The following is a 12,612-nucleotide window of genomic DNA, read 5'->3' as shown; positions in this document are numbered from 1 at the left end:
TTTAATTTTTAAGCACGATAAAAATAACCAATAATCTTTTGTGGAAAGGATTTTTACAAAAAAGTTATAGGAAGATTAAGCAATTGCATCAAACAGAAAATCCGGACAAGAATATCCTTTGTTTAATTCTGTTATATTTGAAACGGATTAGCGGCACTTCATGAAGTACCCAAAACAAACGAAAATGACGATAGAAATTCAAAAAATACGCGAAGATTTTCCTATTCTGGATCAAAAAATCTACAAGCGGCAACTGGTTTATTTCGACAATGCGGCAACAACGCAACGCCCGCAGCAGGTTATTGATGCACTGAACCAAACTTACACCGAATACTACGGAAACATTCACCGTGGAGCGCATTTCATGGCCGACAAAGCCACCGCTGCCTATGAAGAAACCCGCGAAAAGGTGAAAAACCTGATCAATGCAGAAAGCCGTGAACAAATTATTTTCACCAAAGGAACTACTGAAAGCATCAATCTGGCAGCCTTTTCGTTTGGTGAAGCCTTTGTTCGGGAAGGGGATGAAATTATCGTTTCGGAAATGGAACACCATTCGAATATTGTTCCGTGGCAACTGATGGCTGGCCGAAAAGGCGCCAAAATTGTGATGCTCCCGATTGATGATGACGGACGTTTGCAAATTGAAAAACTCGACCAATTAATCACGCCAAAAACCAAATTGATTGCTGTCGCACATGTTTCGAATGTTTTGGGAACAATTAATCCGGTAGCAACGATTGCTCGAATAGCTCACACAAAAGACATCCGCATTTTTGTGGATGGCGCGCAGGCAGCGCCCCACCGGCAAATCGACGTTCAGGATTTGGATGTTGACTTTTATGCTTTTTCAGCCCACAAAATGTACGGCCCCAACGGCGTTGGTGTGTTGTATGGGAAAAAGGAGTTGCTCGAACAAATGCCACCTTACCAGGGCGGTGGAGAAATGATTTCGGAAGTGAAATTTTCAGGAACAACATACAACGAGTTACCTTATAAATTTGAGGCCGGAACACCAAACATTAGTGATGTAATTGCATTTGGTGCGGCCATCGATTATTTGCTAAGTATTGGCCTTGAAAATCTGGCTTCATGGGAGCATGAATTGCTCGAGTATGCCACATCAAAATTAATTGTGATCCCGGGTTTGCGGATTTACGGCATACAAGCGCTAAAATCGGGTGTAATTTCGTTCAATGTTGAAGGCATACATTTCTTCGATTTGGGAACCATGCTCGATAAGTTTGGAATTGCCGTCCGGACAGGTCATCATTGCGCCGATCCGCTGATGGACCATTTCGACATTCAGGGAACGGTTCGCGCTTCGTTTGCTGTTTACAATACCAAAGAAGAGATTGATGTATTTGTTGAAGCCTTGAAAAAGGTAATCGCCATGTTTTAACACCACCGGCAAAAATAAAAGAGCTTGATTCGATCCTGAATCAAGCTCTTTTATTTAGAAGACTATACACACACTAATAATTCTCAGCTTCAATTTCGAAATAAGCCTGAGGATGTTCGCAAACCGGGCATTTCAATGGTGGAGTGGTTGATTCGTGCAGGAATCCGCAAACACGGCATTTCCAAACAACTTTGCCTTCGCGTTTAAAAACTTTACCTTCTTCGAGGTTTTCATACAACTTCCGGTAACGCTTCTCATGCGCTTGTTCAACCTTGGCAATCGATCGGAAAAGCAATGCAATCCGTTTGAATCCTTCTTCGTCGGCAATACGGGCAAATTCAGGATACAATTCAGTCCATTCTTCGTTTTCACCATCGGCTGCAGCTTTCAGGTTTTCGAGTGTTGTGCCAATCTTTCCGGCGGGATAAGTGGCCGTGATTTCAACTGGACGACCTTCCAGATGTTTAAAAAACTGCTTAGCATGCGAACGTTCGTTCAAGGCAGTTTCTTCGAATAATGCAGCAATTTGCTCCAATCCCTCTTTCATTGCTACCTTGGCAAAATAATCGTAACGATTGCGGGCCTGCGATTCTCCTGCAAAGGCTTTTAGTAGATTTTTTTCAGTTTGTGATCCAGCTAATGTTTCCATAGATTAATCATTTTATTGTTGTTTATTTTTTACTGAACTATCTCCTAAAAATACAAATTAATCAGGCGTGAAAAAGAATTTTAGACTATTTAGACTCATTCAAAAGTAGTTTTGAAAGGAATTCATCCAAAATAAAAAATTAAGTTCCTTCAAGTCAGCAAACTGACCAATTTGTTAAGCTTTCTTAAGTATTCACAAGGTCGACAAATATATTTTTGCAGGAAATTAAAAAATAACGACATTTGCATCCTTTAAGCTTTAGTCCATGACAATAAACGAGATACAGAAAGAGATTATCGAAGAATTTTCGGTCTACGATGACTGGATGGATAAATACAGTTACCTGATCGAATTGGGAAACGACCTGAAGGATTTGGATCCGAAAGACAAAACGGATCAATTCCTGATCAAAGGTTGCCAGTCGAGGGTCTGGTTGGTTTCCGACTTTGTTGACGGGAAAATCGTTTTCAGGGGCGAAAGTGACGCTGTAATTGTAAAGGGATTGGTCGCCCTGTTATTACGGGTAGTATCGAACCGGACACCTGAAGAAATATTGAACAACGAACTTTTCTTTGTCGACGAAATCGGCCTGAAACAGCATCTTTCGCCAACAAGGTCAAATGGATTGCTTTCGATGATCAAACAAATTAAACTCTATGCTGTTGCATATAACAGAATTTCAGAAAAAGGAGAATGAGCGATGGATGCAAGAATTGATTTAATAATTGAAAGACTAAAAGACGTATATGATCCGGAAATACCTGTGAACATTTACGATTTGGGATTGATTTATAATGTTGACATTGACGAGACCAATAAGGCAAATATAATCATGACTTTAACTGCTCCGGGATGCCCCGTTGCCGATATATTGGTCGAAGATGTGCGGCAGGCCGCTCTTGCTGTTGATGGCATTAGTGAAGCCGATGTGGAACTAACATTTGATCCGCCCTGGGATAAATCGATGATGAGCGAAGAAGCTCGTCTGGAACTTGGATTTTTTTAATCTTTATAAATTTCAACCAGCTCCGGCTGGTTTTTTATTGGCCAATATCCTGAAGTACAAAATTCTCGATTGTAAACATAAAACAGGTCCCTTCTCCCAATTTCGACTCTATCCAGATTTTCCCTCCAAGTAACTCAACCAACTTTTGAGTAATTGCCAAACCTAAGCCAGTCCCTCTGAATACTTTTCCCGAGTTCTCGTTAAGTTTCCTGAAACGATGGAAAACAGCTTTGTGATATTCTTTACTGATCCCGATTCCTGTATCTTTTACGTACAATACAATTCCATAAATATCATCTTCCCTGTATCCAAACTCAATAAAGCCATTATTGGTAAATTTCGCTGCATTCGAAAGTAAATTAATGAATATCTGTCTAATCCGAATCCGATCAGAATTAACAATCAGTTCTTTATCGTCCGAAAGCTTCTTCATCCTCAGCTCAACGTTTGGGTTATTTTGAGTTTGACTGAAGATCTGAAATAATTCAGACATCAGCGAATCGATGCTGAAATTCAGTTTCTTAATTGTAAGCTGCTGTGCCTCAATTTTTGACAGGTCGATAATTTCATCAATCAAAACCAACAGGGATTCGGTATTTGATTCGACCAGATCAATATATGTTTTTTTTGTCTCGTCGCTTAAATCCGGTTCACTTAACAACGATGAAAAACCAACAATCGAATTCAGTGGCGTCCGTATCTCGTGCGAAACATTGGCTAGGAAAGCTGATTTCAAATTATCCGATTCTTCGGCTTTCTTTTTAGCTTCCATTAACCTGACATTTGTATCTAGCAGACGATCGTTAGCATTTTCTAACTCTAAAATTACCCTGCGAAGTTGTTCATGCGCTTCTTCTAATTCCAATTTCTGCGATTCTATTTCCCGAAGTTGACTATTGGTTCTCTTTTGTTTGTTTTTGCGCCTTCGGTTTACAACAGAAAGAACGACAACAACAAAACTCAATAATACCAAAACGATAAATAACACGCCAAGTTTTTCTTTGTCAAAAAGAGTTTTCTGATTGATAATTTCAGCATATAATGGAAGTTTTTTTGCTGAGATATTGTACTTATCAAGCATTTTATGATCGAAAAAACTACTCTGTCCTTCTATATAAACGTGTTGGACTGAATCTACTGACGTCTTATTCATCAGGTTAATAAGCAAATCAACCGATTTAGCTCCATGCCTTTTACCACTTTGGAAAAGGCCACCAACAATGCCAACTCCGTTATAAATCGGATCGTTTGTAAATACCGGTACTTTCGCCCTAAGACAAATTTGTTTTACAAGTGGCATTGGATCCACCAACCTGCCATTCTTGTCCTGACTAATTCCGATGTAATAAATAGCGTCATAATCTTTTCCCGAACTTACCATTCGATAAATGGTGTCCAAATCAATCACCTCAGGAAACAAAATTGTAAAATCCTTAAATACTTGAGCCTGTCTGAGAAACTCTTTCCTGTAAATTAATCCGGTAGTTGTTAAATCAGTAATAACGAGTAATCGTGTAGAATTTGGTAATAAATTCCGAATAAGCCCCACAACATTCTCATTGCTTCCACTCTCCTTTAATCCATAATACCTCGATCCGTCTAACGAATAATCTTCCGGATTAGAAATTCCGGCAAAAACCACAGGAACATCTGGGAAAAACGCCTTTTCATATTGGATCACAAAATCGAGCGCATCATTATCAGTTACTAATAATCCATCCAATTGAATCCCTGAATATTTCTTCTGAAAATATTCTTTTTCAATTTCAAAGGTTGATTTGCCAAATTGTTTGGAGTTCAAATATTCAATGAAAAGATTATAATCCGGATGGGTTTTAAATGTTTTAACTATCCCGATAGTCAAACTATCCGTCCAGGCAAGGCCTTGATGATAAGAGTTTATCAACAATACGTTTTTAATCCCATTCCTTGCAGGAAATGCAGAAATACCAGCAACCGAACTTGCTAATAATAAGACCAAAAACAATATTTGAATAGATCTGCGCAAGCGGTATTCGTTTAAGTTAGTTATGATTTTAGAAAAATAGGTAAAATTTTGGAATAAATGAATTTACGCTACTTTTATAAAGAGAAAAGGCGAATATCCAAAGAATGAATATTCGCCTTTAACTACAAAATGAATAATTACTTATTTCTTTTCTTTCAAATTCACAACTAAATTTAACTCATCCAATTGCTCCAACGAAATCATTGAAGGGCTATCCATCATCACATCGCGGCCCGAATTGTTTTTAGGGAATGCAATGGTATCCCGAATGCTGTCCAACCCGGCGAACATTGACGTCAAACGGTCAAATCCAAAGGCAATACCGGCATGTGGCGGAGCGCCAAATTTGAAGGCGTTCATCAGGAAGCCAAACTGGTATTCGGCCTGTTCAGGAGTAAATCCAAGTAAACCAAACATTCTGGCCTGAAGTGCTTTATCGAAAATACGAACCGAACCACCACCAATTTCAACGCCATTGATTACCAAATCGTAGGCATTGGCACGAACCGCACCCGGATTGGTTTCCAAAAGCGGAATATCTTCAGGTTTTGGCGCAGTAAATGGATGGTGCATCGCGTAGAAACGTGCCGTATCTTCGTCCCATTCCAACAATGGGAAATCGACTACCCACAATGGCTGAAACACATTTTTGTCGCGCAATCCCAATTGATTGGCCATTTCCAAACGCATGTCGCCAATGGCTTTCAGCATTTTTTCTTTCACTCCGGAAAGGATTAAAAGCAAATCGCCTGGTTTTGCTCCAAATAGCTCAACCCATTTCTGAAGGTCTTCGGCACTATAGAATTTATCGACTGACGACTTGATCGTTCCATCGGTATTCACTTTCACATAAACCAACCCTTTGGCGCCAATCTGCGGGCGTTTCACCCATTCGGTCAGCGCATCGGTTTGTTTGCGTGTATATTCGGAACAACCTTCGGCACAAATTCCTCCAATAAATTCGGCATCGTCGAAAACCGAAAACCCGTGTCCTTTTGCTAATGCCGTAATATCTTTGATTTTCATTCCGAAACGAATGTCTGGTTTATCCGAGCCATAGCTTCCCATAGCTTCAGAATAAGGCATTCGTGGAAATTCAGTAATGTCAATTCCTTTAATTTGTTTGAAGAGGTATTTGGTCAGGCCTTCAAACATGTTCAAAATATCTTCCTGTTCAACGAACGACATTTCGCAGTCGATCTGTGTAAATTCAGGCTGACGGTCGGCACGCAAATCTTCGTCGCGGAAACATTTCACGATCTGGTAATAGCGGTCGAAACCGGCCACCATCAACAATTGTTTCAGCTGCTGTGGCGACTGAGGCAAGGCGTAAAATTCGCCTGGATTCATACGCGAAGGTACCACAAAATCGCGCGCCCCTTCCGGAGTCGATTTGATTAGAACCGGCGTTTCGGTTTCGATGAAATTCTGGCTATCAAGGTATGAGCGGGTGGCAAATGCCATTTTCGAACGCAGAATCAATGTATCGCGAACCGGTGCACGACGCAAATCGAGGTAACGGTATTTCATACGGATTTCGTCACCGCCATCGCTTTCGTCTTCGATGGTAAACGGCGGGGTATCCGAGCTATTCAGGATATTTAAAGCAGTTACGGCCAGTTCGACCTCGCCGGTTGGGATATTTTTGTTTTTGCTGCTGCGTTCGCGAACCGTTCCGGTTGCCTGAACCACATACTCGCGACCCAGTTGATTGCCCAATTCAGCAACAGACTGCTCTGTTTTTTCGTCGAAAACCAGCTGTGTAATGCCGTAACGGTCGCGAAGATCGATAAAAGTCATTCCGCCCAGGTTACGAACGCGCTGAACCCAGCCTGCAAGGGTCACTTCCGAACCCTGATGATTGATGCGTATTTCGCCGCATGTATGTGTTCTGTACATAGTTGTTTCATTTTTATTTGCTGCAAAAATAAGCAGTTTTTGGAATAATTGGTTGGAAAAAATCAGATTCGGGAGATATTTGAAATTAATGCCAGAATACAATATGTGATATTCGAATATACTTGTTGAATTCATCAACCAATTTTAATTCTCAAATCCCAAAATGGTTATAGACCGCCATCTATTTAAACAAGTCAACTTTGACACAAAGTAGAACAGCAACTTACATCTGCTCAGGTTACATTTCAAAACTGAAATATTTTGCCGACCGTTAAATTTTTAGCAATATTGTAGTTCGAACAGCAAGTTAACCTAAATCCTAAATCAACTACAAAATGAAATCACTCATCCAATTCCTGAAAAAATACCGGGAGAGTTCTGTTTCAAACCCTATTTTTGGCAAGCTTATTTTCCTTTCGCTGGGAATAGCAACAACCGTATGGTTCCTGATTCGGGTCATTCCGAAGCCTCAACGCGCAGCCTACCCATGCATGCAAGCCAGTGCTCCGGTTATGTCGGGCTTTGTAATTTATCTTCTCACCCTTACCGGGACTTTCAAGGCATTCCGTTTGGCTCAGCTTAATTTTAAAAAAGCCAGATATTTTTATTTCATCGCTTTTCTGGTCGTTGCCTTTGGTGGTTCCATTGCATTCTTTGTTCAAAATCCTGAAAATGTGTTTGCCAATTCTACTCCGGAGTGGATCATTACACCCAATGCACCAGTTGGTACTTCGCACGGTATAAATCCGGGACGTGTGGTTTGGGTTCATAACCCCAAGGCAGCCAATTGGAATGGCTCTACTGGTTTCTGGTGGGACGATAAATACAACTCGCAGCCTGAAACGGACAAAATGATGAACCGAACGCTTTTATCGTTGACCGGAGAAAAGAGTCTGGCTAAAGCATGGAAAGCGCTTTTCGTATCTTTCAATCAGACCAAGAAAGGGAATGCTGAAGGTTATCAGCCGAACCAGAAGATTGCCGTAAAAATAAATGCCAACAACAACAGCGCACAAACCAACTCGAACGAAATAAACGCTTCGCCCCAAATGACTCTGGCTTTGCTGCGGACAATGATTCACGACGCCGGCATTCCGCAGAAAAACATTAGCGTTTTTGATGCCAGCCGCTTTATTACCGACAACATCTACGACAAATGCCATGCTGAATTTCCGGAGGTTATTTTTGTGGATAATGTTGGCGGGAATGGCCGCGTAAAATCAACTTATGTAGAGAGAGCGATTCCGTATTCGGTTGACAACGGAAAACTTGATCAGGGATTGGCAACTTGCGCCGTGGAAGCTGATTACCTCATCAATGTTGCATTACTGAAAGGCCACGTTGGGCAGGGAGTTACCCTTTGCGGAAAGAATTACTACGGAGTGACCAGCATCAACAGCGACTGGCGAAAAAATGCACACGATAATTTTGATCAGAACAGGGAAGGAAAGCCCAAGTACATGACTTTTGTCGATTTTCTGGGGCACAAGGATTTGGGTGGAAAAACAATGCTTTTCCTGATCGACGGATTGTACGGAGCGAAACTCGTGAACGGTATTCCAGCACCAAAATGGCAGATGGCGCCTTTCAACAACAACTGGCCTTCTAGTTTATTTGCCTCGCAGGATGGTGTTGCCATTGATGCTGTTGGCCTCGATTTTATTCGTTCTGAATGGCCCGATGCTCTTGACATTAAGTTTAGCGACCAGTACCTCATTGAAGCTGCCCAGGCCAACAACCCGCCATCGAAAGCGGTTTACGATCCGGAAAGAGATGGCAGCAAATTATCGAGTTTAGGCGTGATGGAACACTGGAACAACGCGAAAGACAAAAAGTACAGTAAAAATCTGGGCAAGAAAGATGGCATTGAATTGATTCAGGCCACTATCCAATAGATTTTACTTTTGAATTATTTCAGAAAAAGACACTCATCAAAGGATAACTTTCGGAGTGTCTTTTTTATTTTGAAAGCTTACCAACATTTTCTTTTACTTTTGCCTTGAAACTTTTGCCTTGAACAGATGGAGCTTTTTAACGACGAATATTTTATGCGCCGCGCACTTCAAGAGGCAGAACTTGCTTTTGCTGAAGGCGAAATTCCGGTTGGTGCGGTGGTGGTTTCGCAAAACCGCATCATTGCCCGTACTCACAACCTGACTGAAACACTCACCGACGTAACCGCCCACGCCGAAATGCAGGCCATTACCGCCGCCGCCAATCTTTTGGGCGGAAAATACCTCAACGAATGCACGTTGTATATTACTCTGGAACCATGCGTAATGTGCGCTGGCGCTTTGGGCTGGTCGCAAATTGGCAAAGTAGTGTATGGCGCATCCGACGAAAAAAGGGGATTCAACAAGTTTGCACCAGCAGCTTTACATCCCAAAACTGAAGTTGTTTTTGGAGTACTTGAAAATGAATGTGCACAATTAATGAAAGATTTTTTTCAGCAGAAAAGGTAAAAATTGTTACTCCAATCCGTTCGCTAAAGCGAAACGGCAAAGGATAAGCTTAATTTTGAATAACAGTAAAGCTGAGTTGAAAACTGATATACTTTGCCGTCTGCTTTAGCTGACAAGCATGTAGTTCAACTAAGAAGAATTGAATTGATTTCTGCTGGCTTTTACCAAAGAACAGAATATCCAACTAAAATTCATTAAATTAGCTCAACTCCAAAGATCAAAATTATGTCGTATGTGAAAATCTGGATACATTGCGTATGGTGTGTCAAAGACAGAGCCTATTACATCCCGCATTCCTTTCATCCAGAACTTCTGAAACATTTCAGGGCAAATACTGAAGATAAAAACATCAACCTCGATTTCATCAATGTACATGAAAATCATGTGCATGCCCTGATAAACATGGGCAAGCAGCAGAATATCTCCACCATTATGCAATACATGAAAGGCGAAAGTTCATTTTGGATAAACAGCCTCAAAATATTTCCCTATCATTTTGCATGGCAGGACGACTATTATGCAGTCTCCATAGGGCAATCTCAAGTAGAACGAATCCGCAAATACATTCAAAATCAAGACACACATCATCAGCGAATTACACTAGATGATGAAATAAAACTACTCGAAGAAAAATATGGGTTCGAAAAATTGAAGGACTGATCTGATTCGATGTCCGTTGGCTGAAGCCAACGGCAAAGCATAGGCTTAGCTTTGAATAACGTTACTCCTGATATGAAACAATGATATATTTTGCCGTCTGCTTTAGCTGAAGGACATCGATCACATTACTTTTTCCACCACAAAGCCCACCTTTTTCAAATCTTCCCAGAAGGCCGGATACGATTTAGTGACGACCATCGGATCGAGAATAGCAACCGGCCCGTACGATTGGCAAGCCGGAGCAAAAGCCATCGCCATGCGGTGATCGTGGTAGGTTTCAATTTCAGGAACAGCTTGCTTTTCGAGCGGAAAAGTGCCATCCCATTTCAGTTCTCCGTGAGCGGTTTCGGTGATTTGGACACCAAATTTGGCCAGCTCATCCTGAAGTGCGGCAATCCGGTTGGTTTCTTTTATTTTCAATGTTTCCAGTCCGGTAAAATGAAATGGTATCTGTTTCATCACGCACAAAACAGCGAAAGTCTGTGCCACATCAGGATTTTCAATGAAATTGAGTTGCAAATATTTTGGAAGTGATTGCCCATTCTTAGTCAAACGCGACCCTTTTTCGGTTGCTGTGGTCTGGATACCCAATTGTTCGAACCATTGAGCAATCATGGCGTCTCCCTGAAGACTTTCGGTAGTCAAACCAATAAGCTCTACATCCACATTTTCAGCCAAAACAGCCATCTGATACCAATACGATGCTCCCGACCAATCGGCCTCAACCGAGAACGGAAGAGCTTTGTATTTTTGTTCTGAAATGCGTATTTCGTTGCCTTTCCAAACGTGCTGAACTCCAAATTGCTCCATTAGTTTCAACGTCATTTCGATGTACGAACGCGACGTGATTTTATTTTTCAGGCGCAAAGTCAGGCCATCTTCAATGGTTGGAGCAATCATCAAAAGCGCCGAAATATACTGACTGCTTACGCTCCCATCCAATTCGAGCACACAACCTTTTAAGTGCGAACCGTAAATTTTCAGCGGAGGGAAACCATCATTTTCGAGATATTCAATCCGCGCCCCAAGTTTATTCAGGGCATCAACCAAAATTCCGATAGGTCGCTGCTTCATCCGATCCGATCCGGTAATTGTCCACTCACCCACAATTTGTGAAAGGAAAGCCGTCAGAAACCGCATGGCAGTTCCGGCATGACCAATATCGAAATGATTCGTATTCGAATTAAAAACCTGACTCATCACCCGAACATCGTCACTATCCGATAGATTTTCAATCGAATACGGGCTATAACTCAGCGCATGAATAATCAGCGCGCGGTTGGCAATACTTTTCGAACCGGGAAGAACGATACTTCCTTTCAGGGTTTTATCGGATTTGGAAACGAGGTATTTCATTTTTTAATTGTTTCGGGTTGCGAGTTTCATGTTACGGGTAATTTACAACTCGGAACTCGAATCCCGTAACCCGCAACTTTTATAATAATTGAGCGCTTCAATGATCAGCTCTTTCGAGCAATCGACATTGATTTCAACCTTCCCGATTTCAGGAATAAGCGTGAAATTGATGCGTTTGCCTTCGTTCTTTTTATCGTGTGTCATCAGTTGATACAGGGCTTCAAAATCACTTTCCTGAATTTCGAATTTGCCATATCTGGCAATCATCCACGAAGAAATGGAGTTCAGTTCGTCGATTCCCAATCCGCATTGTTTCGCCGACAAATAAAGTTCGGCAATCATTCCGTAAACTACTGCATGACCATGCAAAATCGGGCGACCGGTTTTCATGGCATAACTTTCGAACGCATGACCAACCGTGTGTCCAAAATTCAAGGCTTTTCGTATGTTTTGTTCGGTCAGATCATTCAGCACGTGCCATTCTTTCACAGCCACCGAATGTGCAATTATTTCCTGAAGGGCATCGTAATCGATGCTTTCCATATCAAAAGTCAGCAATTCGTCCCAATGCTCACGGCTTTTGATTAAGCCATGTTTCAGCATTTCGGCATAACCCGAAAGAAAATTAGCCTGATCAATAGTTTTCAGGAAATTAACATTGATGATCACCGAATTCGGCTCCATAAATACACCAATTTCATTCTTCAAGCCGTTAAAATTGAAGCCGGTTTTTCCGCCAAGCGAAGCATCAACCTGAGCCAAAAGTGTAGTCGGGATATTCACAAAATCCAATCCGCGCTTGAAGGTTGAAGCAGCGAAACCGCCCAAATCGGTAAGCATTCCGCCTCCAATGTTGATCAACAGCGATTTGCGATCGGCTCCGTAATTGCTCAGAAAATCCCAAACTAGACCTACTGATTGGATATTTTTGTTCTCTTCCCCCGAAGGAATTGCTACCATCCGGATTGAAAATTCATCGATAACCGATTGAATTAGCGGAAGACAAAATCCCGCAGCCGTTTGATCAGTCAACAGAAACACTTTTCCGGCGGGATACTTTTGAACTATTTTCCGAAGTTCCACATCAATCTGCTGTGAAAAGATGATATTTGAATGTACTTTTGAATCAGTCATACACGTTCTAAATTATGCTCCGGCAAAGTTAAGCTA

11 protein-coding genes are annotated in these 12,612 nt (G+C 41.5%); 6 read left to right on the top strand and 5 right to left on the bottom strand.

Annotated features, from left to right (window positions below):
* Positions 1 to 184 precede the first annotated feature (184 nt).
* A complete protein-coding gene (locus AQPE_RS13920; protein ID WP_404800983.1) occupies positions 185 to 1,402 on the top strand; it encodes an aminotransferase class V-fold PLP-dependent enzyme in 1,218 nt (405 codons plus the stop codon).
* Positions 1,403 to 1,475: 73 nt separating this feature from the next.
* On the opposite strand, the gene rbr is transcribed toward AQPE_RS13920, so the two are convergent.
* Complete coding sequence (gene rbr / locus AQPE_RS13915) at positions 1,476 to 2,051, bottom strand: rubrerythrin (protein WP_318347107.1); 576 nt, start codon at positions 2,049 to 2,051, stop codon at positions 1,476 to 1,478.
* 265 nt (positions 2,052 to 2,316) lie between these two features.
* Between rbr and AQPE_RS13910 the strand changes: the two genes are divergently transcribed.
* Together AQPE_RS13910 and AQPE_RS13905 are read left to right on the top strand one after the other, a co-directional pair.
* The gene (locus tag AQPE_RS13910) at positions 2,317 to 2,748 is read left to right on the top strand and encodes a SufE family protein (RefSeq protein ID WP_318347106.1); all 432 of its coding nucleotides are present in this window, start codon (positions 2,317 to 2,319) and stop codon (positions 2,746 to 2,748) included.
* Positions 2,749 to 2,751: 3 nt separating this feature from the next.
* Positions 2,752 to 3,057, top strand: coding sequence for an iron-sulfur cluster assembly protein (locus tag AQPE_RS13905; protein WP_318347105.1), 306 nt, complete (start codon positions 2,752 to 2,754; stop codon positions 3,055 to 3,057).
* A gap of 34 nt (positions 3,058 to 3,091) precedes the next feature.
* Here the strand turns inward: AQPE_RS13905 and AQPE_RS13900 are convergent, their stop codons facing one another.
* Together AQPE_RS13900 and aspS are read right to left on the bottom strand one after the other, a co-directional pair.
* Entirely contained in the window at positions 3,092 to 5,038 is a 1,947-nt protein-coding gene (locus AQPE_RS13900) for a sensor histidine kinase (protein WP_318347104.1), read from the bottom strand.
* 168 nt (positions 5,039 to 5,206) lie between these two features.
* A complete protein-coding gene (aspS, locus tag AQPE_RS13895; RefSeq protein WP_318347103.1) occupies positions 5,207 to 6,964 on the bottom strand; it encodes an aspartate--tRNA ligase in 1,758 nt (585 codons plus the stop codon).
* Positions 6,965 to 7,299: 335 nt separating this feature from the next.
* On the opposite strand from aspS, the gene AQPE_RS13890 reads away from it, so the two are divergent.
* The 3 genes from AQPE_RS13890 to tnpA all read left to right on the top strand — a co-directional run bounded on the left by AQPE_RS13890 (position 7,300) and on the right by tnpA (position 10,086).
* Positions 7,300 to 8,859: a DUF362 domain-containing protein gene (locus tag AQPE_RS13890; RefSeq protein ID WP_318347102.1), complete on the top strand. Its 1,560-nt coding sequence runs from the start codon at positions 7,300 to 7,302 to the stop codon at positions 8,857 to 8,859.
* A gap of 126 nt (positions 8,860 to 8,985) precedes the next feature.
* Positions 8,986 to 9,426, top strand: a complete 441-nt coding sequence (locus AQPE_RS13885) for a nucleoside deaminase (RefSeq protein ID WP_318347101.1) — start codon at positions 8,986 to 8,988, stop codon at positions 9,424 to 9,426.
* A gap of 234 nt (positions 9,427 to 9,660) precedes the next feature.
* Complete coding sequence (tnpA, locus tag AQPE_RS13880) at positions 9,661 to 10,086, top strand: IS200/IS605 family transposase (RefSeq protein WP_318347100.1); 426 nt, start codon at positions 9,661 to 9,663, stop codon at positions 10,084 to 10,086.
* 120 nt (positions 10,087 to 10,206) lie between these two features.
* On the opposite strand, the gene AQPE_RS13875 is transcribed toward tnpA, so the two are convergent.
* Positions 10,207 to 11,442, bottom strand: a complete 1,236-nt coding sequence (locus AQPE_RS13875) for a 3-phosphoshikimate 1-carboxyvinyltransferase (protein ID WP_318347099.1) — start codon at positions 11,440 to 11,442, stop codon at positions 10,207 to 10,209.
* A 42-nt stretch (positions 11,443 to 11,484) separates the two neighbouring features.
* Complete coding sequence (gene aroB / locus AQPE_RS13870; protein ID WP_318347098.1) at positions 11,485 to 12,576, bottom strand: 3-dehydroquinate synthase; 1,092 nt, start codon at positions 12,574 to 12,576, stop codon at positions 11,485 to 11,487.
* Positions 12,577 to 12,612 lie beyond the last annotated feature (36 nt).

This window comes from Aquipluma nitroreducens, assembly GCF_009689585.1.
GTDB classification, from domain to species: Bacteria; Bacteroidota; Bacteroidia; order Bacteroidales; family Prolixibacteraceae; genus Aquipluma; species Aquipluma nitroreducens.
Note: the sequence above shows the minus strand (reverse complement) of the source record. Positions and strands in the feature narration are given on the sequence as shown.